Source organism: Streptomyces phaeoluteigriseus, from assembly GCF_001896135.2.
GTDB lineage: Bacteria > Actinomycetota > Actinomycetes > Streptomycetales > Streptomycetaceae > Streptomyces > Streptomyces phaeoluteigriseus.
Genome location: NZ_MPOH02000019.1, coordinates 320,350 through 342,656 on the forward strand (window position 1 = coordinate 320,350; position 22,307 = coordinate 342,656).

Here is a 22,307-nt window from a genome sequence, read left to right on the forward strand (position 1 = left end):
TCAGGCTCCCTTCTTCGCGCGCCGGTCGGCCGGCTGGGTCACGCGGTCGAGCATCAGGCCGAGGCAGACGATCGCGGCGCCGGCCACCAGACCGGTCGCGAGGTCGCCCTGGGCGAGGCCGAAGACGGCGTCGTAGCCGAGGGCGCCGCCGCCGACCAGGCCGCCGATGATGACGACGGCGAGGACCAGGACGACGCCCTGGTTGAGGGCCAGCAGCAGCGCGGGCCGGGCCAGTGGGAGCTGGACCTGGCGCAGTTGCTGGCCGCCGGTGGCGCCGAGCGAGCGGGCGGACTCCAGGGCGGCCGGGTCGACCTGGCGCAGACCCTGTGTGGTGATGCGGACGACGGCGGGCAGCGCGTACACGACGGCCGCGGCGACGGCCGGTGCGCGGCCGACGCCGAACAGGGCGACGACCGGGATCAGGTACACGAACTGCGGCATCGTCTGGAAGACGTCCAGGACGGGGCGCAGCAACCGCTCGACGCGGTCGTCGCGGGCCGCCGCGACACCGGTCGCGAAGCCCAGCACGAGAGTGACGGCGACCGCGGCGAGGACCTGCGACAGCGTGTCCATGGACGGCTCCCACACGCCGAGCACACCGATCGCGGCCATGGCGAGGACGGCGGTCAGCGCGGTGCGCCAGGTGCCGATCAGCCAGGCGAGCGCGGCGACCAGCAGCAGCACCGACCACCAGGGCAGCCCTTGGAGGCCGTCGCGGACCGGGTCCAGGACCCAGGTGGTGAACCGGCCCGCCCAGTCGGCGGTGCCGCCGATCACCGGCACCCCCGAGTAGAGGTGGTCGGTCATCCAGTCGACGACACGGTTGACCGGCTCGGCGACGGCGACCGTCCACGCGTCCGGCCAGTCGAGCCGGCCGGCCAGCCGTACGGCGACGGCGACGGCCACGGCGGCGGCGAGCAGCGCGTACGTCGTGGGGCGCCCGTGGGCCGGCTCGGTGCCGCGTCCGGCGGCGGCCGTCACCCGGTCCAGGACGACCGCGAGCAGCACGATGGGGATGCCGGCGGCGAGGGCCGCGCCCACGTCGACCGAGGCCAGCGCCTGGTAGACGCGGTCACCGAGACCGCCGCCGCCGATCACCGACGCGATGACCGCCATCGACAGCGCCATCATGATCGTCTGGTTGAGGCCGAGGAGGAGTTCCCTGCGGGCCAGCGGGATGCGGGCGGTCAGCAGGCGCTGGCGGGCGGTGGCGCCGAGCGACTCGACCGCCTCCAGGACCTCCTTGTCCGCGCCGCGCAGACCGAGCGAGGTGAGGCGGGCCATCGGCGGGGCCGCGTACACGACGGTGGCCAGGACGGCCGCCGGGACGCCGATGCCGAAGACCAGGACGACGGGGAGCAGGTAGGCGAAGGCCGGCAGCACCTGCATGGTGTCCAGGACAGGGCGCAGGGCGCGGTCCATACGGTCGGAGAGGCCTGCGGCGAGGCCCAGGACCGCGCCCACGGCGACGGAGGCGAGGACCGCGACCACCATGAGGGCGAGGGTCTGCATGGTCGGCACCCACATGCCGAGCAGACCGCAGGTCAGGAACGCGGCGGCGGTGCCGAGCGCCAGCCGTACGCCCGCAGTGCGCCAGGCGACGAACGCGGCCAGCGCGGTGACGCCGGCCCAGCCCGCGGCCAGCAGGAACAGGTAGACGGCGCGTACGGAGAGGACGACGCCGTTGCTGATGTGGCCGAAGAAGTAGAGGAACAGGGGGTGGCTGTCGCGGTTGTCGATGATCCAGTCGCTGACGTGGGTCAGCGGGTCGGTCAGGTCGACGGTGAGGGCGGCCGGCCAGGTCCCGCTGTGCCAGCGGGCGTGGGCGAGGGGGGCGAGGACCGCTGCGACGAGGGCGAGGAGGAGCAGTTTGCGGACGGCCCGGTGCTTCAGCACGCCGGGGAGGGTGGCCCGGAGGGCCGGTGCGGTGACCGTCGCCATCAGACCGCCTCCTTACGGGGTTCCGCCCCCGCGGCGGCGCCGGGTGCCGCCCCCGCCACGACCCCCAGCAGGGCGTCCGAGTCGACCACTCCGAGGCAGCGGCCGTTGTCCATCACCCGGGCCGGGGTGCCGGTGCGGGCGACGGCCTCGATGGCCTCGGAGACCGTGGCGTCGGGGGTGACGGCCGCGCCGGTGCCCGCTTCCGCGTGGGTCGCGGCGCGCATGGCCGTGCGGACGGTGAGGACCTGCTCGCGGGGCACGTCACGGACGAACTCGCGGACGTAGTCGTCGGCGGGCGAGCCGACGATCTCCTCCGGGGTGCCGAGCTGGACGACCCGACCGTCGCGCATCAGGGCGATGCGGTCGCCGAGCTTGAGCGCCTCGTTCAGGTCGTGCGTGATGAAGACCATCGTGCGGCCCTCCTCGCGGTGCAGGCGGATCACCTCCTCCTGCATGTCCCGCCGGATCAGCGGGTCGAGCGCGCTGAACGGCTCGTCGAAGAGGAGGACCTCCGGGTCCACCGCCAGTGCCCGCGCCAGACCGACGCGTTGGCGCTGGCCGCCGGAGAGCTGGCCCGGCCTGCGGTGTTCCATGCCCTCCAGGCCGACCTTGGTGACGACCTCGCGGGCGCGCTCGCGGCGCTCGGCCTTGCCGACGCCCTGGATCTCCAGGCCGTAGGCCACGTTGTCGAGGACGGTGCGGTGCGGGAGGAGGCCGAAGTGCTGGAAGACCATCGCGGCGCGGTGGCGGCGGAGTTCGCGCAGCCGGGTGCGGTCCATCGCGCGGACGTCCTCGCCGTCGACGGCGATGGCGCCGGCCGTCGGCTCGATCAGCCGGGTCAGACAGCGCACGAGGGTGGACTTGCCGGAGCCGGACAGGCCCATCACGACGAAGACCTCGCCCTTGCGCACGTCGAAGGAGACGTCCCGCACGGCGGCCGTGCAGCCGGTGCGGGAGCGCAGCTCGGCGGCCGGGAGGGCGGCCAGCTCGGGGTCGAGCGGGACGCGTTCGGACTTGGGGCCGAAGACCTTCCAGAGGCCTTCGACGGAGAACACCGGGGTGTTGGGGAGCACGGTCATCACGCACCGCCCCCGATCAGGTCGACGGCTCGTTCCCCGACCATCAGCACGCCGATCATCGGGTTCACGGCGGTCATGGTCGGGAACACGGAGGCGTCGGCGACGCGCAGGCCGTCCAGGCCGCGGACGCGCAACTCGGGATCGACGACGGCCAGTTCGTCGTCGACCGCGCCCATCCGGCAGGTGCCCGCCGGGTGGTAGACGGTGTGGGCGACCTTGCGGGCGTACTCGCTCAGCTCCTCGTCGCCCGTGATGTGCGGGCCGGGGGCGACCTCGCGCTTGAGCCAGCCGGCGAGCGGTTCGGTCCGCGCGATCTCGCGGGCGATCCTGATCCCGTCGACGAGGGTGCGGCCGTCGTAGTCGTCCTCGTCGGTGAAGTAGCGGAAGTCCAGGGCGGGCTTCACGGAGGGGTCCGGGCTGGTCAGGTACAGCCGGCCGCGACTCTTGGGCTTCGGGATGTTGGGGGTCATCGAGACGCCGTACGGGGGCCGTTCGTAGCCGAGGCGCTCCGGGTTGTCCGTGAAGGGGATCTGGTAGAAGTGGAACATCAGGTCGGGGCCCGCGTGTTCGGGGTCGCGGCGCACGAAGAGGCCCGCGTCGGAGTCCATCGCGGAGTTCTCGGGGATCGGGCCGTGCGTCTCCCACACGATCACCGACTCGGGGTGGTCGAGGAGGTTCTCGCCGACGCCGGGCAGGTCGTGGGCGACGGGTATGCCGAGGGCGTCCAGGTCGGCCTTCGGTCCGATGCCGGAGTGCAGGAGCAGGCGGGGCGTGTCGACGGCGCCCGCGCACAGCACGACCTCGTTGCGCGCCCGTACGACGAACTCCTCGCCGTCCCGCGCGCGTACGTGCACGCCCGTCGCCCGGGTGCCGTCCAGCTCCAGCCGGTACGCCCAGGTCTCCAGGAGGATGCGGAGGTTCGGGCGCTCGTCCATGACCGGGTGCAGATAGGCCACCGAGGCGCTGGAGCGCTTGTTGTCCTCGGGGTGGTAGGCCAGGTCGAAGAAGCCGGCACCGTCGGTGAACGGCCTCCGGTTGAAGCCCTCGACGCGGGGTACCCCGAGTGCCGCGAGGGCCGCGTCGACGAAGTCGCGGGCGATGGCGTTCCGGTCCTTCTCGTCGACCGGGACGATGTTGTTCAGCAGGCGGGCGTAGTACGCCTCCATGGCGGCCGCGCCCCAGCCGTGGGCGCCGGCCGCCTCCCACTCGTCCCAGTCGGAGGGGAGCGGCTTGAAGGCGATGAGGGTGTTGTGCGAGGAGCAGCCGCCCAGGACGCGGGCGCGGCTGTGCCGGATGTGGGAGTTGCCGCGCGGCTGTTCGGTGGTGGGGTAGTCGTAGTCGAGTTCGCCGCCGAGCAGGCCCATCCAGCGGCGCAGGGTGAGGACGTCGTCGCGGCCGACGTCGCTGGGGCCGCCCTCGATGACGGCGACGGTGACGTCGGCGTTCTCGGTGAGGCGGGAGGCTATGACGGAGCCGGCGGTGCCACCGCCGATCACGACGTAGTCGTAGACGTGGGGGGTCTCTGGCATGGGGGACTCCGGGTGGGGGACGGCGGGTGGGGTGAGGGGGCGCGTCGGTGTGCGGGTCAGCCCGCGAACCAGCGGACGGGCTTCGGTGCGAGGTTCTGGTAGACGTGCTTGGTCTCGCGGTACTCGGCGAGTCCGGCCGGGCCCAGTTCGCGGCCCACGCCGCTCTTGCCGAAGCCGCCCCACTCCGCCTGCGGGAGGTAGGGGTGGAAGTCGTTGATCCAGACGGTGCCGTGCCGCAGCCGGCCGGCGACCCGGCGGGCACGGCCCGCGTCGGTGGTCCAGACGGCGCCCGCGAGGCCGTACTCGGTGTCGTTGGCGAGGGCGACCGCCTCGTCCTCGGTGCGGAAGGTCTCGACGGTGAGGACCGGGCCGAAGACCTCCTCGCGGACGACGCGCATCTCGCGGTGGCAGTGGTCGAGGACGGTCGGCTCGTAGAAGTAGCCGTTCTCCGGCCGCTGCGGGGAGGCGTCGGGACGCTTGCCGCCGGAGCGCAGCACCGCGCCCTCGGCGAGCGCCGACTCGACGTACGCCTCGACCTTGGCGCGCTGCTGCGCGGAGACGAGGGGGCCGCACTCGACGCCGTCCTCGGTACCGCGGCCGAGGCGGATCCGCCCGGCCCTGCGGGCGAGTTCGGTGACGAAGCGGTCGCGGACGGACTCCTCGACGATGAGGCGGGCGCCCGCCGAGCAGACCTGGCCGCTGTGGATGAAGGCCGCGTTGAGGGCCTGGTCGACGGCGGTGTCGAAGCCGTCCTCGGTGGCGCAGGCGTCGGCGAAGACGACGTTGGGGTTCTTGCCGCCGAGTTCGAGGGCGACCTTCTTGACGCTCGGGGCGGCGGCCCGCGCGACCTTGGTGCCACTGGCCAGGCCGCCGGTGAAGGAGACCAGGTCGACGTCGGGGTGCTCGGCGAGGCGGGCGCCGACCGTGTGGCCGGGGCCGGTGACGATGTTGGCGACCCCGGCGGGCAGTCCGGCCTCGGTGAGCAGGCCGATGAGGGCGATCGTCGTCAGCGGGGTGATCTCGCTGGGCTTGACGACGAAGGTGTTGCCGGCGGCGAGCGCCGGGGCGATCTTCCAACTGGCCTGGAGGAGGGGGTAGTTCCAGGGGGTGATCAGTGCGCACACGCCGACCGGTTCATGGACGACGACGCTGTGGATGTCGGGCGAGCCCGCGTCGACGACCCGGCCGGGGGCCTCCCCCGCGACGAGGTCGGCGAAGTAGCGGAAGGCGTCGGCGACACAGTCGATGTCGACGCGGCCCTCCTCGACGGTCTTGCCCGCGTCCCGGCTCTCCAGCAGACCGAGTTCCTCACGGTCGCGTACGAGGAGTGCGGCGACGCGGCGCAGCAGCGCGGCGCGCTCGGTGACGGGGGTGCGCGGCCAGCCGCCGTGGTCGAAGGCCTGCCGGGCCGCCGCCACCGCCAGATCGGTGTCCTTCTCGTCGCCCTCCGCGACCAGGGCGAACGGCAGGGCGTCCGCGGGGTCGAGGATCTCGCGCGTGGCGCCGGAGACGGCTTCGCGCCATTCGCCGCCCGCGCAGATGGTCTTCCGCGCCTGGAGTTCTGTGCTGTCCGCCATGGTCGGGATTGCCTTCCGTTCCTGTTCGGTGCCTGTGCGTGACACTCCTGTCACCCACCGGGACCGTGAGCGCATGCCCTTCGCCCCCGATTGCATGCGCGATCCATGGCCGAAAGTGCGCCGCGTCACTGAAAATGCGGACAGAAGGGGTCAAAGCCGGGCCGTCGTCCCTCGGGCCGCTGGGGCCGCTGGGGCCGCTGCTCCAGGAGCCGACGAAGCCGTCTCGGCCGTAGGGGACCCGGCGGACGAACCGGGCGAGACGTGCGGCGTACGGGTCGGGCAGGACCCCGGGTCAGGAATCGTGGGCGACGACCGGCAGCCCCCCGGCACGGGTCGAACGGTGGGCTGCTTCGAGGCCGTGGCGGCGTCCGGCGAGGAGGCGGCCTCGTGCGTGGCGTCGGTACGCCGGTCCGCCGGTCCGCCGGTCCGCGGACGGCATGACGGCGGACGGCATGACGGCGGACGGCATGACGGCGGACGGCATGACGGCGGGCGGCATGACGGCGGACGGCACGGTGGTCCTGGATCCGACCGACCGGTTGATCCGGTGCCGCGGCGCCGCACCGGGTTCCTTCGCGCCGCTCCGCCAGGGACGGATCGTCGCGGACGGCCCAGGGCCATGGAGGCGCCGGACGCACCGGACGCGACGCACCCACCGGACGCACCGATCCCCGGGCGGCCGGTGCCGCCCGGGGATCGGGGAGTCAGACGTGTGGTGGAGCCAGGGGGCTCAGATGAGGCCGAGCGAGCGGACCGCCTCGCGCTCCTCGGTCAGCTCCTGCACGGAGGCGTCGATGCGGGCGCGGGAGAACTCGTTGATGTCCAGGCCCTGGACGATCTCGTAGGCGCCGTTCCTCGTGGTGACCGGGAAGGAGGAGATGAGGCCCTCCGGGACACCGTACGAGCCGTCGGAGGGGATGCCCATGGAGGCCCAGTCGCCCTCGGCGGTGCCGTTGACCCACGTGTACACGTGGTCGATGGCCGCGTTGGCGGCGGAGGCCGCGGAGGACGCGCCACGCGCCTCGATGATGGCCGCACCGCGCTTGGCCACGGTCGGGATGAAGTCCTCGGCCAGCCACTTCTCGTCGTTGACGACCTCGGCGGCGTTCTTGCCGGCGACGGTGGCGTGGAAGATGTCCGGGTACTGCGTGGCCGAGTGGTTGCCCCAGATGGTGAGGCGCTTGATGTCGGCGACCGTGGAGCCCGTCTTCTTCGCGAGCTGGGTCAGCGCGCGGTTGTGGTCCAGGCGGGTCATCGCGGTGAAGCGCTCGGCCGGTACGTCCGGGGCGGCGGCCTGGGCGATCAGCGCGTTGGTGTTGGCCGGGTTGCCGACGACGAGGACCTTGATGTCGTCCGCGGCGTTGTCGTTGATGGCCTTGCCCTGCGGCTTGAAGATGCCGCCGTTGGCCTCCAGGAGGTCACCGCGCTCCATGCCCTTGGTGCGCGGGCGGGCGCCCACGAGGAGGGCGACGTTGGTGCCGTCGAAGGCGACGTTCGGGTCGTCGGTGATGTCGATGCCCTGGAGCAGCGGGAACGCGCAGTCGTCCAGCTCCATGGCCGTGCCCTCGGCGGCCTTCAGGGCGGGCGTGATCTCCAGGAGGCGCAGCTTGACCGGCACGTCCGCGCCGAGCAGCTGGCCGGAGGCGATGCGGAAGAGCAGTGCGTAACCGATCTGGCCGGCCGCGCCGGTGACGGTGACGTTCACGGGAGTGCGGGTCATGGCGTTCTCCGTATGACAGCTGGCGGTGGGGCGTCCCTGCCCCGGACGTTTGATCGATCTCTTGGCGTCAAGAGATCCACCAGCGGTCAGGCTATCGCGCATCCGCGACGGCGTACCTACGGGGCTGTGTGGCCCGTCCCACAGAGTGACACCGGTTTGCGGTTCCGTACGGCCGTCCGGGTACCCGGCCCCGGAGACGAGGAGGCGGCCGCCGGTCCGGGAGAGGGGGGAACCGAACGGCCGCCGGTGGGGGTACCGGGTCGTGCCGGACTCCCGTGGGGGTTACGGTTCGCGTGCCCGCGGCGGAGCCGGGTATTCCTGCGAACGCGAGGTTTTCCCCTCGTGGCGCCCACCGGCTTACCCACTCCTTTTCCCGACTCGCGTGCGCAGCCCTCCGTCAGCCCGGGCCCAGGTCGCCTAGGTACAGGCCCGCTCCCCGGACGCCAGTTCCGCGCACGCGCGCATCTCGCCCGGCTCCCTCACCGCCACCATCGGGGTGTACGCGATCGTGTCGCCGACGGTGGTGACCTCGCCGCTCTGCTGCACCCGGCCCACGGTCACCCGGACCGTGTCCCCCTGTACCGCCCGGACGATCCGGCCCCAGGCGGCGGCACAGGTATCGCTGTAGCGAACCTCCACCAGGGTCGTGCCGACGGTGATGCTGTCCGCCGTGGTGACGTGCCCGTCGCCGCACCCCGTCTCCTCCGGGTCCCTGCCGGTGCAGTCGGGGCCCGCGCACAGCACGCCGGGCGGCAGGTCGCGGACGGGGGTGGCGGACGGGGCGGGCGTCCCGGCGGCGGTCCGGTTCCTCTCGGCGGGTCCGCCGTCGGTCAGGAAGAAGGCGCCCACGGCGACGATCACCACCCCGAGCGCGCCCGCGAGGAACATCGTGGGGCGCCGCGTGGGGCGGGCGACGGTGGGAGGCGGCTCAGCCGCAGGCGCCTCGGGGCCGGGCGCCGGGGCCGTCACCGTCCGGGCACCGGACAGGCGTACGGCCTCGGTGGCATTGTCGTGGCGCAGTTCCGAGCGGCTCCAGGCGCGCTCGGCCAGCTCCCACAAGGTGATCAGCGGGACCGGGTCGGTGCCGGTGACCTCGGCCAGGGCGACGACCGCGCCCTTGGGGGCGAGCAGCCGGCCGTTGAGGTAGCGCTCCCAGGACGTCCTGCCGTAGCCGGTGCGGTCGGCGAGCGTGGCGAGGCTCGAACCGTCGCCGTCCACGATCCGGCGCAGTCGCGCGACGAACTCCCCCACCTGCGGGTCCAGTCCGTCCGGCAGATCCTTCCAGCGAGGCATCGCTCCCCCTCCCTCCGCCGTGTCCCCCCGCGGCCACGGTAGCGCCCGCCGACGACCACGGCTCCCCCGGCGGGAGCGGTTCCCGGACCCGGGGCGACTGTGGCGTGGCGCGCACACGGTGGCGGAACGGTCACCGCTGTGCCACAGCGAACGGCCAGGCGTTGAACAGGTGCTTCACGGTGAGGCAGCGTGGAACACGGCGGCGGCCCGTCCTTCTCGGGGGAGAGGACGGGCCGCCGTGCGCACGGAGCGGACCGTCAGCCGTCGACCGTGAAGTGCAGGGTGTCCTTGAGGAAGGGGATCTGCAGCAACGGGTCGGGCTGGGCCATCAGCGCCAGCAGGACGATCGCCGCGCCCAGCAGGCCGTACGTCGCGATGTCGGTGAAGCGGGAGCGGACGGCGAGCATGCCGACGCCGGGCAGCAGCCAGCGCAGGGCCGCGCCGCTGAGCAGGGCGGCGCCGATCAGGATCGTGCCGACGCGGAACTGGTCGAGGGCGGTCAGCAGCAGGCCCAGCGCGACCAGACCGAGGACGGCGAGTATCGGCCACTGCCGGGCGGGCGCGGGGGCGTCTCCCGGTGCGGCCCGGCCGCCGCCCTCGGGGCGGGCGGTGTCCCGCGTGAACCGGGGGAAGCGGCGCGTGGTCCGGCGCGGTATCCCGTCGGCGTCGGGCGCGCTGACCGGGTCGCGGACGACCGGCTCCGTGAACGCCCGCTCGTAGTCGGACGTGGGCGCGTCACCGTCGGCGTCGGTGCCGTCCGTACGGTCGCCGCGGTCGGGATGGATGCTCCGGTCAGCCGACACTGCGCTCCGCCGCCTCGACCACGTTGACGAGCAGTTGGGCGCGGGTCATCGGGCCGACGCCGCCGGGGTTCGGGGAGATCCAGCCGGCCACCTCGCGGACGTCCGGGTGGACGTCACCCACGATCTTGCCCTCCGCGTTGCGGGAGACGCCCACGTCGAGGACGGCCGCACCCGGCTTGACGTCCTCGGCGCGGACCAGATGGGCGGAGCCCGCGGCGGCGACGATGATGTCCGCCCGCTTGAGATGCGCCGAGAGGTCACGGGTGCCGGTGTGGCACTGGGTGACCGTGGCGTTCTCGCTGCGCCGGGTCAGCAGCAGCGGCATCGAGCGGCCGATGGTCACGCCGCGGCCGATGACGACGACCTCGGCGCCCTTGATCTCGACGCCGTGGCGGCGCAGCAGGGTCAGCACGCCGTTGGGGGTGCAGGGCAGCGGCGCGGGTTCGTTGAGCACGAGGCGGCCGAGGTTCGTCGGGTGCAGGCCGTCGGCGTCCTTCGCGGGGTCCATCAGTTCGAGGACGCGGTTCTCGTCGATGCCCTTGGGCAGCGGCAGCTGCACGATGTAGCCGGTGCAGGCCGGGTCCTCGTTCAGCTCGCGGACGACCGCCTCGATCTCCTCCTGCGTGGCCGTGCCGGGCAGCTCGCGCTGTATGGAGGCGATGCCCACCTGGGCGCAGTCGCGGTGCTTGCCGGCGACGTACTTCTGGCTGCCGGGGTCGTCCCCGACGAGGACCGTGCCGAGGCCGGGCGTGACGCCCTTCTCCTTCAGCGCCGCCACTCGGGCGGTCAGGTCCGACTTGATCTCGGCCGCGGTGGCCTTGCCATCGAGAATCTGGGCGGTCATGGACCCATCCTCCCGGATGACGCCCTCCCGGTTCCAATCCGGGTGACTCCTCGGCCCGGCGCCGCTGAGCGGCCGGTACGACGATCACTCCGGGGGGTGATCCACGGGGTTGCACTTGCACAACGTCCCGGGTAACCGGCTGGACAACGAACCGGCCGCTGACGAACGATTGACGCTCAGTGCCGCGGGCAGTACGGGGGGACGCACCGCATCCGTACGACCTTCCTCCGCATGTGCCACGCGTCGTCCCCGCACGTCAGTGCACACGGAGGAAGGACCGCCATGAGTTTCGGCGAGCCGAACAACCCCTACGGGCCGCCGCCCCAGCAGCCCCCGAACACCCCCGGCTACGGCGTCCCGCAGACCCCGTCGTACCCACAGCAGCCGTATCCGCAGCAGGCGTACCCGCAGCAGCCGTATCCGCCGCAGTACCCGGGCGGCCACCACCCCGGCGGCCCGGCGGAGATGCCGCGGCCGACCCGCGTCGCGCAGATCCTGGTGGGCGTGATCGCCCTGGCGCACGCGATCCTCGCCGGTGCGTACGTCTACTTCCTGACCCAGTGGGACGAGGTGATGACGGAGGCCGGCATCACCGGCGACGCGGAGGCGGAGAGGTTCGCCGACCTGGGCAAGGGGGTCGTCGTCTTCTTCCTCGGCCTGGCCTCGGTGTTCGCGATACTCGGCCTGGTGCTGCTCCTCCAGTACGCCAAGGGCGGCAACACGGTGCGGGTGTGCTCGATCGTGTACAGCTCGTTCGCGATCGTCACCGGCATCTTCATGCTCGCGTACTGGGGTCTCGGTCTGCTCCTCATGGCGGTCTCCATCGTGGCGATCGTCCTGTCGGCGAAGCGCGAGAGCGCGGCCTGGTTCCAGCGCCCCCGCTACTGATCTCCGGTGCCGCCCGGCCCTGAACCCCGGGCCGCACGCCACCGATCACGGGAGCGGCCGACCGGTCACGGCGGACGGTCGACCCGGTGGGGCGGACGGTCGACCCGGTAGGGCGGTCGGCCAGTCATGACGGGGCGGGCGGCCGGTCACGGTGGGGGTGGCCAGCCGTCATGGCTAGGGCGGTCGGCCGTCCATGACGGGGGCCCGACCCACGGCCGGACGCACGGCCCTCCATGCGGGCGGACAGCCCTCGTGGCGCGGGCGGACAGCCGGCGTGGCGGGGGCGCCCGATCCTCGCGGGGGCGGTCGGCCAGTCATGACGCGGGGAGTCCAACTCCACGACCGGACGCACGGCCCTCAATGCAGGGCGAACAGCCGTCATGGCAGGGCAGGCGGCCGTCATGGCATGGGGCGCCCGGTCCTCGTGGCAGGGGCGTCCCGCGTATCGCAAGGGCCGCCGCGCATCGCAGGGGCCGCCACCGATCTCGGCGGCCGCCGCGGAACTAGGGGCGCCCGGCCGGTCATCGGGGCGCCCGCCGTCATCCGTGCGCCGAACGGTTCGCGCCATTCACGCCGGCGGGACGTGTCGGACCCGCACGAAGGGGGACGCCGCCCCGGCGCGTCGCCCTACCCTGACTGCCGTACCGTCGGCCACGGGGAGACGCACCTTGTACAGCATCATCGTGGTACCTCCGCCGACCGCCGAGGACCCGCGAGGGGGCGGCCAGGTCCGGCTCGCGCCGGGCGAGCGGCTCACCTTCGGGCGGTCCGCGGCCGGCAACGATTTGCGCATCCCGCACGACGGGGTCTCCCGCAGAGCGGGTGAGATCACCGCGCAGGGTGCCTTCTGGATACTGAGCAACCTCTCCGGCCGGCACACGTACGTGGTGGAGAACCCCGAGGGCGCGGGCGAGCACATCAAGGTCGGGCCGGGCCGGCTCGACGCCCCCGTGCCGTTCGAGTTCTCGCGGATCGTGCTGCCCGCGGCCGGTGACCTGCTGTCGATCGAGGTGTGGGCGCCGCGCCACGACTACCGGCGCCTGGACGGCGTGGGGCCGGACGGCGACACCACCGCGCCCGCCTTCTCCGTGGACCGCACCAAGCGCTACTTCGCGGTGCTGGCCGCCCTGTGCCAGCCCCGGCTGCGCGGCGAACCGCACGCCCCGCTGCCCACGGTCGACCAGGTCGTGGACCGGCTGCGCCCCACCTGGCCGGCGGCCTCCCGCACCTCCGTCCAGTGGAACATCGACTACCTGGCCGTCAAGCTGCGGCTGAAGCCCGGCCCGGACACCGCGGACACCGGCCCGCGACTCAACGGCAAGAAGGAGTCCCTGGTCTCCCTCGCCCTCCGCTTCGACCTGGTGCGCGAGGACGACCTGGTCGTCCTCGCGGGCTCCCCCGACAGACGGGCGGCGCGGTGACCGAGCCGTACGCCGTACCGGTGCCGACCGGCTACCGGGTGGGCGACTGGGAGGTGCGGGCCCCGCTGGCGACGGGCGCGTTCGGCAGCGTCTACGAGGCCCACCACACCGGCACGGACGACCGGCTGCCACGGACGGCGGCCCTGAAGTTCCTGCCCACGGGCACCAACACGCCCCGCCGACTGGCGCATCTGCGCGACCTCGTCGAGCGGGAGGTGGAGCTGTACCGGCGGCTGAGCCACCCGCGGCTGATCCGCCTGTACGAGACGCTGACCGTCGACGACCCCGGCCGCCCCGGACTCGACGGCGCCACCGTCCTCGTCCTGGAGAAGGCGGAAGGCTCCCTGGCCGCGCTCCTCTCCCGCTCGCCCCGGCCCGCCGACGGGCCCCGGCTGCTCGCGCAGATCTGCGAGGGCCTCCACCAACTGCACGAGGCCGGCTGGGTGCACGGGGACCTGAAACCGGCCAATGTGCTGCTGATGCGGGACGGGTCGGTCCGCCTCGCCGACTTCAACATGGCCGCCGAACTCGAGGGCACCCACGCCTACACGCCGGCCTTCTCCACCCCCGACTACACCCCGCCCGAACTCCTGTGGTCCGAGATCGGCGAGCGTGGCCGCAGGATCCGCCCCTCCGCCGACGTATGGGCCTTCGGTGTCCTGGCCCACCTCGTCCTCACCCACGCCTTCCCGCTGCCCGGCGGCACCCCGACGGCCCGCCGGGACGCGGCCGCCGCCTACGCCCGCGGCACCGACGAGCTGCGCCTGTCCCCCCGGTTACCGGACCCCTGGCGGGACATCGTGCGGGACTGCCTGACCCGTACCCACGAAGGGCGCGTCACCGCCGGGGCGCTGCTGCGCCGGGTCGAGGCCGCCGTGGGCACCACGCCCCGGCCGCGCCGCCGTCCCCCGGCGGGCGACCGCGTTCGCCGCGGCGGGCGCCACGGTCGCGGCGGCCGTCCTCGGCTGGGGCGTCAGCGGCTGGGTGGCGGACGGCGGCGACGGGCCGGGCGGCCGGACCACCGGGAGTGCCACCGGGACGGCCGTACCGGCCGCCGAGCACGGCGCCTCCGAACTCCGTACCGACCGGGGCGTCCCCGCCGCCTACCGGCTGCTGATCGTCGAGACCGCGAACGACTGCAAGCAGGCTGACGTCACCTCCTCCCTGATCGCCGCGATGCTGAAGGTGGAGAGCGACTTCGACCCCGCCCTCTCCGACCCCGCCAAGGACGAGTACGGCATCGCCCGCTGGACCCCGAGCGTGCTGCGCTGGTGGATGAACGAGGACGGCACCCCCAACGAGACCGTGCCCTCGCCGCCCTTCCCGCCCGCCGAGTCGATCCCGGCCATGGGCAGGTACCTGTGCTGGATCGCGCCCCGCCTGGACCGCCGGCTGCCGGGCGACCGCCGGGTGCTGATCGCCGCCGCCTACCGGACCTCGTTCAAGAAGGTGAACGACACGGGCGGAGTTCCCCCGAAGTACCGCGACTACGCCGCCCGCGTCGCCCACTACCTCAAGGAGTACACGCCGCCCGGCCGGAAGTGACCCTGACACATCCGAGGTACCCGTCGGCCTCCTGCACCCCCACTGTGGAACCACCGCACCGCGAGACCTGCGGCGACCGGAGACCCACGGGGGAACGGACCCCCCAAGGGAACGGTGGGAACGGGGGAAACGGGGAACGGGGGACGGGCTGCCCCGAGCCGCCGGGCGCTGACGGCGGTGGCAGACGGACAAAGGCGGGCGGTCCGGCACAGTGCCGGACCGCCCGCCCTCGCGTTCCGCGTCGATCAGTGGAAGAAGTGCCGCGTCCCCGTGAAGTACATGGTGACGCCCGCCTTCTTCGCGGCCTCGACGACCAGCTCGTCCCGGACCGAACCACCCGGCTGGACCACGGCCCTCACCCCGGCCTCGACCAGGATCTCCAGCCCGTCCGGGAAGGGGAAGAAAGCGTCGGAGGCGGCGTACGACCCCTGCGCCCGCTCGGCACCGGCCCGTTCGACGGCGAGCTTCGCGGAGTCCACCCGGTTGACCTGACCCATGCCGACACCGACCGAGGCGCCGCCCTTGGCCAGCAGGATCGCGTTGGACTTCACGGCCCGGCACGCCTTCCAGGCGAAGGACAGCTCGGCCAGCTCGTCGGCGGTGAGCGCCTCGCCCGTCGCCAGCGTCCAGTTGGCCGGGTCGTCGCCCTCGGCCTGGAGGCGGTCGGCGACCTGGAGCAGGGCACCGCCGTCGATCGGCTTGACGTCCACCGGGTGGGCGGGGCCGTCGGGGCAGCGCAGAACACGGATGTTCTTCTTCTTGGCCAGGGCCTCCAGCGCGCCGTCCTCGTAGCCGGGCGCGACGATGACCTCGGTGAAGATCTCGGCGACCTGCTCGGCCATCTCCCTGCTCACCGGCCGGTTGACGGCGATCACGCCGCCGAACGCCGACAGCGGGTCGCAGGCGTGCGCCTTGCGGTGCGCCTCGGCGACGTCCGTGCCGATCGCGATGCCGCACGGGTTGGCGTGCTTGATGATCGCGACGGCCGGCTCGGCGTGGTCGTACGCGGCGCGGCGGGCGGCGTCCGTGTCCGCGTAGTTGTTGTACGACATCTCCTTGCCGTGCAACTGCTCGGCCTGCGCGAGGCCACCCGTGCCCGCGGTGTAGAGGGCGGCGGGCTGGTGCGGGTTCTCGCCGTAGCGCAGGGTGTGCGCGCGCTCCAGGCTGGTGGCGAGGAACGACGGGAAGGGCGAGTCGTCGGCGGGGGCGTAGGAGGAGGCGAACCAGGAGGACACCGCGATGTCGTACTCGGCGGTGTGCCGGAAGGCCTCGGCGGCGAGCCGCTTGCGGTTGGCCAGGTCGAAGCCGCCGCTCTGCACCGCGGCGAGGACATCGCCGTAGCGCTCGGGGCTGGTGACCACGGCGACCGACGGGTGGTTCTTGGCGGCGGCGCGCACCATGGACGGACCGCCGATGTCGATCTGCTCGACGCACTCGTCGGGCGAGGCCCCGGAGGCGACCGTCTCGCGGAACGGGTAGAGGTTCACGACGACGAGGTCGAACGGCTCGACGCCCAGCTCCGCGAGCTGCCGCCGGTGGTCCTCCAGCCGAAGGTCGGCGAGGATGCCGGCGTGCACCCTGGGGTGCAGGGTCTTGACGCGGCCGTCCAGGCACTCGGGGAAGCCGGTCAGCTCCTCGACCTTGGTGACGGGGACGCCGGCGGCGGCGATGCGGGAGGCGGTGGACCCGGTGGAGACGAGGGTGACACCGGCCTCGTGCAGCCCGCGGGCCAGCTCCTCGAGGCCGGTCTTGTCGTAGACGCTGACGAGCGCGCGACGGATCGGCCGCTGGGTGCTCTCGTTGCTCTCGGCGGTCACTGGATAACTACCTTTCGTCCCTCGATGCGATAGCCGTTGCGGGCCAGGCGCCCCACGACCTCGACGAGCAGCCTTCGCTCGACTTCCTTGATGCGCTCGTGCAGCGCGCTCTCGTCGTCCTCGTCCCGGACCTCCACCACGCCCTGCGCGATGATCGGGCCGGTGTCGACGCCGTCGTCGACGAAGTGGACGGTGCAGCCGGTGACCCGGGCGCCGTACGCGAGCGCGTCACGCACGCCGTGGGCCCCCGGGAAACTGGGGAGCAGGGCGGGGTGGGTGTTGACGAACCGCCCGCCGAACCGCGCCAGGAACTCCTTGCCGACGATCTTCATGAACCCGGCGGACACCACGAGGTCGGGCTCATGGGCGGCGACGGCCTCCGCGAGGGCGGTGTCCCACTCCTCCCGGGTCGCGTGGTCCTTCACCTTGCACACGAAGGTGGGGATCCCGGCCCGCTCGGCCCGCGCGAGGCCCTCGATGCCCTCACGGTCGGCGCCGACGGCCACGATCCCGGCGCCGTAGGACTCGACACCGGTCGCGGCGATCTCGTCGAGCAGCGCCTGAAGATTCGTACCGGAACCGGAGACCAGCACGACGAGGCGCTTGGCCACGGGCTTGGCGGCCACGGTGGGGCCCTTTCTCGGGGGAGCGTCTGTACGTCGCCGACTCACGACGCCGCGCTTGTGCATTCATACGAATGCTTCGCGTCCCGGGATACGGGGAAGTCTACGAAGCGGCCGACCGTCAGCAACGATACCGGCACACCGGACGGCCCCCGCGGGACGGGGGCGTGGCCGGAAGGTAGCGTCTGGGGCGAACGGGCTCGGGAACGCGGTCGTCGTGCGGAGCGTTTCCCGGGTGACCGCTCACACCGGACAGCCACCGTCGTGATCACTTAGGGGAAGACGCTCTCTTGATGCCGGACCGCAGTCTGCGACTCCTCACGCTCCCCCCGCAGTCACCACAGGGAGGGGAGCGCGGCGCCGTGCTGCTGCGGGAGCGCCCAACTTCCCCGCCCGACGAGGACTCCTCGTCGAAGGACTCCTCACCGAAGGACGACAACCCCTTCGCGCCGCCCCCGGAGCACCCCGGACCGCCCCTGGCAGCCCCGCCGCCCGGCCCAGGGCAACGGCGGACCTCCCGGCGGCGAGCCCCCCGCCGGGTACTCCCCCTGGGGCAGCCAGTGGAGCGACCGCCAGCCCGGCCGCTCCGGCGACGGCTTCGGGGACCGCCCCGGCGGCCCGCCCGAGGGCGGCAGCCCCGGCTCCGCGCCCAACCCGCGCTGGGACCCCAAGGACCCGTCCCAGCGCCGCGCGCGCTACGCCCTCCTGTGCGGCATGTGGGCCTTCTTCTTCGCCCTCTTCGGCTGGCCCTACGTCGCTCTCCTCCTCGGCGCCCTCGCCCTCAACTGGGGCATCAGCTCCCTCCGCGCCAAGCCGCGCACCCCCGACCCGGACAACCCCGAGCCGCCCGCCCGCCCCCAGACCACGGCAGCCATCAGCGGCCTGGTCACGGCGTCGCTGGCCCTGGCCCTGGTAGCCCTCACCTTCACGGCACAGCTGGTGTACAGCGACTACTACACCTGCACGAAGGACGCCCTGACCAACGAGTCCAAGCAGTCCTGCGACAGCCTCCTGCCGGAACCCCTGAGAGACGTGCTGGGCGGCAACAGCTAGACCCCACCGGGTCTCCGCCCCCTTCCAGCCCCGTCTCATGCCCACCCCCTCCACCAACCGACTCGGCGAACCGACGGGTACCGGCTGGGCGGTTCGGCCCGTCCGGCGTTTGAGGGCGCGGGGGTCCGGGGCGGCAGCCCCGGGCCTGGGACTTCCGAGCCCGTCCGGCGTTTGAGGACTACGGGGGTCTTACCCTCTACGCCGGACCTTTCGCATGTCCTTCGTCTACATCAACGGTTTCTGACTCGCCCTGCCGCCGGCAGACGACAGAAGAGAGATCCACAGCACCATCACCGGCACGGCGAACGAGCCGAGCCCGAGCCCGGCCGCCAGGACACCGCCGAGCAGTCCGACGGCCAGTCCCGGGGAGCGGTCATGCAGCCGGGTGAGGAGGAGCGACAACGACGAACGGCGAGCGGTCATCTCGATCACGCCCGCCATGGTCGCAACGACACGCGCTTTCCCGTCGTAACAGGCGAACCCCCGTTGTGTCGCTCAATATACGTTTATGTACTTTTTCGTACGAAGGGGTGCCCTGTGACACAGAGTTTCGACACCCCGCTCCCCCCACCCAAGGAGCGCCGACGCCTGCGCGAGAAGGGCGCGCTGACACAGGCTCAGCTCGCGGCAGCGCTGGGCGTCAGCAGGGAGACGGTGCGTGCATGGGAGACCGGCCGCTCGACTCCGAGCGGCCGCAAGAGGGAGTCGTACGGGCAACTGCTGGCCTCACTCGCGGCCAGGCCGTCGGCCGAAGTGACGGCCCCGCAGAAGCAGGAACCGGCGCCGAACCTGACCGTCAGTCTGAGCAAGGCCGAGAAACCGAACCCCCACACGCCGACGGCCACACCCACCGCCACCGCCACCGCCACCAGTCCTCCCCCGCCCCCGACCACCGCTCCCCTGACCCCCGCCCAGGCCTTCGACGCGCTGTACGCCTTCTGCGCGCCCGCCCTCGTCCGCCAGGCCTACCTCCTCACCGGCCGCCGCGAGCTGGCCCGGGAGTCCGTCGAACAGGCCTTCCAGGTCGCCTGGCAGCGCTGGCCCGAGGTGGCCGTCGACCCCGACCCGGCGAGCTGGGTGCGGGCGGCGGCGTACGAGTACGCGCTGTCCCCCTGGCACCGGTTCCGCCCCCGTTACCGCCATCCCGAACCGCCGCCCGCCGACGCCTCCGACCGCGCCCTGCTCGACGCACTCCTGACGCTCCCGCCGTCGTACCGCCGCACCCTGCTGCTGTACGACGGGGTCGGTCTGGGGCTGCCGGAGACCGCGGCGGAGACGGAGGCGAGCACACCGGCGGCGGCGAGCCGGCTGCTGAACGCCCGCTCGGCGGTCGCCGCCCGGCTGCCGGATCTGGCGGAACCGGACGTGTTGCACCGCCGCCTGGCGGAGACGGCGTCGACGGAACGCCTGCGCGCCGCCAAGCCCCCGACGGTACGGATCGGCAGCGAGCGCCGGGCGCGGTTCTGGACCAGGGCGGCGATCGCCGTCACGGTGGCGATCATCGGCGCGACGGCCCTGACCCTGCACTCGGCCCCCACCCGCTACGAGCCCCCGGTCCCGCCCGGCGAAACGGTCCCCGGCCTCCCCCCGCGGGCGGCTCCCGGCACCCTCTCGACCGCGGAACTGACCCTGCGGGCCAAGCTCCGGGCGGAATCGGCGAACGGTCCGGAGAGACTCCTGCCGGAGCCCCGTTGACGCGGACGTGCCGACTCCGCGCCCGGCACACCTGCGGACACGTCGGTGGGCCCGCCCCCACGAGGGGAACGGGCCCACGGACGGTCAGCCGGAGGTTCAGCCGGCCAGGATCTCCCGCGCCAGCTTCGCCGTCTCGGTCGGCGTCTTGCCGACCTTGACGCCGGCGGCCTCGAGGGCCTCCTTCTTGGCGGCGGCCGTACCGGAGGAGCCGGAGACGATGGCGCCGGCGTGGCCCATGGTCTTGCCCTCGGGTGCGGTGAAGCCCGCGACGTAGCCGACGACCGGCTTTTTCACGTTCTCCTTGATGAAGGCCGCGGCACGCTCCTCCGCGTCGCCACCGATCTCACCGATCATGACGATCAGGTCGGTGTCGGGGTCGGCCTCGAAGGCGGCCAGCGCGTCGATGTGCGTGGTGCCGATGACCGGGTCGCCACCGATGCCGACGGCCGACGAGAAGCCGATGTCCCGCAGCTCGTACATCATCTGGTACGTCAGCGTGCCGGACTTCGAGACCAGGCCGATACGGCCCGGCTTGGTGATGTCGCCCGGGATGATGCCGGCGTTCGACTGGCCCGGCGTGATGAGACCGGGGCAGTTCGGGCCGATGATCCGCGTCTTGTTGCCCTGCGACACGGCATACGCGTAGAACGCGGCCGAGTCGTGGACCGCGATGCCCTCGGTGATGACGACCGCGAGGGGGATCTCGGCGTCGATCGCCTCGACCACGGCGGCCTTGGCGAAGGCCGGCGGGACGAAGAGGACGGACACGTTGGCGCCCGTCTTCTCGATCGCCTCGGCGACCGTGCCGAAGACCGGGATCTCGGTGCCGTCGATGTCGACGGACGTGCCCGCCTTGCGGGGGTTCACGCCACCGACGATGTTGGTGCCGTCCGCGAGCATGAGCTTGGTGTGCTTCATGCCCGTGGCACCGGTCATGCCCTGGACGATGACCTTGCTGTCCTTGTTGAGGAAGATAGCCATGGCTGAGTCTGTCCCTCTTCCTTACTTCGCAGCCGCGAGCTCGGCGGCCTTGTCGGCCGCGCCGTCCATGGTGTCCACGCGCTGCACCAGCGGGTGGTTGGCGTCGGAGAGGATCTTGCGACCCAGCTCGGCGTTGTTGCCGTCGAGGCGGACGACGAGGGGCTTGGTGACTTCCTCGCCCTTGTCCTTGAGCAGCTGGAGCGCCTGCACGATGCCGTTGGCGACCTCGTCGCAGGCGGTGATGCCGCCGAAGACGTTGACGAAGACGGACTTGACGTCCGGGTCGCCGAGGATGATCTCCAGGCCGTTCGCCATCACCGCGGCGGAGGCGCCGCCGCCGATGTCGAGGAAGTTGGCGGGCTTGACCCCACCGTGTGCCTCACCGGCGTAGGCGACGACGTCGAGGGTGCTCATGACGAGACCCGCGCCGTTGCCGATGATGCCGACCTCGCCGTCGAGCTTGACGTAGTTGAGGTTCTTCTCCTTGGCGGCGGCCTCGAGGGGGTTGGCCGCCGCGTGGTCGACGAGCGCCTCGTGGTCGGGGTGGCGGAAGTCCGCGTTCTCGTCCAGGGAGACCTTGCCGTCGAGGGCGATGACGTCGCCGGAGGCGACCTTCGCCAGCGGGTTGACCTCGACGAGGAGGGCGTCCTCCTCGATGAAGGTCTTCCAGAGCGTGACCAGGACGTCGGCGACCTTGTCGGCGACCTCGGCCGGGAACTTCGCGGCTTCGACGATCTCGCGGGCCTTCTCGGGGGTCACACCCTCGTTGGCGTCGATCGGGGTCTTGGCGACGGCCTCGGGGCGGCTGGCCGCCACCTCCTCGATGTCCACGCCGCCCTCGACGGAGGCGATGGAGAGGAAGGTGCGGTTGGTGCGGTCGAGGAGGAAGGAGACGTAGTACTCCTCCAGGATCTCCGGGGCCGTCTCGGCGATCATCACCTTGTGGACCGTGTGGCCCTTGATGTCCATGCCGAGGATGTCCGTCGCGCGGGCGACGGCCTCGTCCGGGGTGGCGGCGAGCTTCACGCCACCGGCCTTGCCACGGCCGCCGACCTTCACCTGGGCCTTGACGACGGACTTGCCACCGAGACGCTCAGTGGCTGCGCGGGCCGCCTCAGGCGTGTCGATGACTTCACCGGCCAGCACCGGTACATCGTGCTTGGCGAAGAGGTCCCTCGCCTGGTACTCGAACAGGTCCACGCGCTTCCGTCCCTATCAGTGATCTCGCGGTTCGTTGTCTGCGTGGGCGTGCCGCGAGGGCAACGTGACGTCCGCCGTCTGTCATCAGTCACAAGGGAGGCGCACACGGTGTCCGAGCGCGCGGCATGTCCGTCTCGCAGGTTATCCCTGCTTGCCGGGGGCCTCTAAATCGCGGGTCACACCTGAGCGGTGATACCTGTCACATGATGCCGGGATCACCGGCACGCGGTGCCGCTTGTGAGGTGCGGGGGAGCGACGCGAGAGGGGCCGGGGAGGGGCCGGGGAGGGGCGCGGCCGG

General features: G+C 72.6%; 16 protein-coding genes and 2 pseudogenes. 5 read left to right on the top strand and 13 right to left on the bottom strand.

Annotated features, from left to right (window positions below; translation table 11 throughout):
• From BM536_RS31070 to BM536_RS31110, 8 genes are all read right to left on the bottom strand, one after another.
• A complete protein-coding gene (locus tag BM536_RS31070; protein WP_094103777.1) occupies positions 1-1,941 on the bottom strand; it encodes an ABC transporter permease in 1,941 nt (646 codons plus the stop codon).
• On the bottom strand, positions 1,941-3,020 hold the full coding sequence (locus BM536_RS31075; protein WP_073497951.1) for a quaternary amine ABC transporter ATP-binding protein: 1,080 nt from the start codon (positions 3,018-3,020) through the stop codon (positions 1,941-1,943). The genes BM536_RS31070 and BM536_RS31075 overlap by 1 nt, the downstream gene beginning before the upstream one ends.
• Positions 3,020-4,549 (bottom strand): GMC family oxidoreductase, encoded by a 1,530-nt coding sequence (locus BM536_RS31080; protein WP_094103778.1) that lies wholly within the window; start codon positions 4,547-4,549, stop codon positions 3,020-3,022. Before BM536_RS31080 ends, BM536_RS31075 begins: the two co-directional genes overlap by 1 nt.
• Before the next feature lie 56 nt (positions 4,550-4,605).
• Positions 4,606-6,126, bottom strand: a complete 1,521-nt coding sequence (locus BM536_RS31085; RefSeq protein WP_094103779.1) for an aldehyde dehydrogenase family protein — start codon at positions 6,124-6,126, stop codon at positions 4,606-4,608.
• A 730-nt stretch (positions 6,127-6,856) separates the two neighbouring features.
• On the bottom strand, positions 6,857-7,846 hold the full coding sequence (locus BM536_RS31095) for a malate dehydrogenase (RefSeq protein WP_073499468.1): 990 nt from the start codon (positions 7,844-7,846) through the stop codon (positions 6,857-6,859).
• Positions 7,847-8,263: 417 nt separating this feature from the next.
• Entirely contained in the window at positions 8,264-9,139 is an 876-nt protein-coding gene (locus tag BM536_RS31100; protein ID WP_073499467.1) for a helix-turn-helix domain-containing protein, read from the bottom strand.
• 257 nt (positions 9,140-9,396) lie between these two features.
• Positions 9,397-9,795: a DUF3017 domain-containing protein gene (locus BM536_RS31105; RefSeq protein ID WP_245873925.1), complete on the bottom strand. Its 399-nt coding sequence runs from the start codon at positions 9,793-9,795 to the stop codon at positions 9,397-9,399.
• Positions 9,796-9,931: 136 nt separating this feature from the next.
• Positions 9,932-10,786 (bottom strand): bifunctional methylenetetrahydrofolate dehydrogenase/methenyltetrahydrofolate cyclohydrolase, encoded by an 855-nt coding sequence (locus tag BM536_RS31110; RefSeq protein WP_073499465.1) that lies wholly within the window; start codon positions 10,784-10,786, stop codon positions 9,932-9,934.
• Positions 10,787-11,068: 282 nt separating this feature from the next.
• On the opposite strand from BM536_RS31110, the gene BM536_RS31115 reads away from it, so the two are divergent.
• The 3 genes and pseudogenes from BM536_RS31115 to BM536_RS31125 all read left to right on the top strand — a co-directional run bounded on the left by BM536_RS31115 (position 11,069) and on the right by BM536_RS31125 (position 14,640).
• On the top strand, positions 11,069-11,674 hold the full coding sequence (locus tag BM536_RS31115) for a hypothetical protein (RefSeq protein ID WP_073499463.1): 606 nt from the start codon (positions 11,069-11,071) through the stop codon (positions 11,672-11,674).
• A gap of 668 nt (positions 11,675-12,342) precedes the next feature.
• Entirely contained in the window at positions 12,343-13,095 is a 753-nt protein-coding gene (locus tag BM536_RS31120; RefSeq protein WP_073499636.1) for an FHA domain-containing protein, read from the top strand.
• Positions 13,092-14,640: pseudogene (locus BM536_RS31125) on the top strand (protein kinase domain-containing protein). The gene BM536_RS31120 and the pseudogene BM536_RS31125 overlap by 4 nt, the downstream one beginning before the upstream one ends.
• Before the next feature lie 245 nt (positions 14,641-14,885).
• Here the strand turns inward: BM536_RS31125 and purH are convergent.
• Both purH and purN read right to left on the bottom strand, forming a co-directional pair.
• Positions 14,886-16,457: a bifunctional phosphoribosylaminoimidazolecarboxamide formyltransferase/IMP cyclohydrolase gene (purH, locus tag BM536_RS31130; protein ID WP_073499634.1), complete on the bottom strand. Its 1,572-nt coding sequence runs from the start codon at positions 16,455-16,457 to the stop codon at positions 14,886-14,888.
• Positions 16,454-17,083, bottom strand: a complete 630-nt coding sequence (gene purN / locus BM536_RS31135) for a phosphoribosylglycinamide formyltransferase (protein WP_073499633.1) — start codon at positions 17,081-17,083, stop codon at positions 16,454-16,456. The genes purH and purN overlap by 4 nt, the downstream gene beginning before the upstream one ends.
• 290 nt (positions 17,084-17,373) lie before the next feature.
• On the opposite strand from purN, the pseudogene BM536_RS31140 reads away from it, so the two are divergent.
• A pseudogene (locus BM536_RS31140) lies at positions 17,374-18,133 on the top strand (hypothetical protein).
• A 225-nt stretch (positions 18,134-18,358) separates the two neighbouring features.
• Here BM536_RS31140 and BM536_RS41930 read toward each other — a convergent pair.
• Positions 18,359-18,574: a hypothetical protein gene (locus BM536_RS41930; protein WP_211363003.1), complete on the bottom strand. Its 216-nt coding sequence runs from the start codon at positions 18,572-18,574 to the stop codon at positions 18,359-18,361.
• Between the two features lie 96 nt (positions 18,575-18,670).
• On the opposite strand from BM536_RS41930, the gene BM536_RS31145 reads away from it, so the two are divergent.
• Positions 18,671-19,828, top strand: coding sequence for an RNA polymerase sigma factor (locus BM536_RS31145; protein WP_073499966.1), 1,158 nt, complete (start codon positions 18,671-18,673; stop codon positions 19,826-19,828).
• Between the two features lie 96 nt (positions 19,829-19,924).
• Here the strand turns inward: BM536_RS31145 and sucD are convergent, their stop codons facing one another.
• Together sucD and sucC are read right to left on the bottom strand one after the other, a co-directional pair.
• The gene (gene sucD / locus BM536_RS31150; RefSeq protein ID WP_073499964.1) at positions 19,925-20,809 is read right to left on the bottom strand and encodes a succinate--CoA ligase subunit alpha; all 885 of its coding nucleotides are present in this window, start codon (positions 20,807-20,809) and stop codon (positions 19,925-19,927) included.
• 21 nt (positions 20,810-20,830) lie between these two features.
• Positions 20,831-22,009 (bottom strand): ADP-forming succinate--CoA ligase subunit beta, encoded by a 1,179-nt coding sequence (gene sucC, locus BM536_RS31155; protein ID WP_073499962.1) that lies wholly within the window; start codon positions 22,007-22,009, stop codon positions 20,831-20,833.
• Positions 22,010-22,307: the final 298 nt, after the last annotated feature.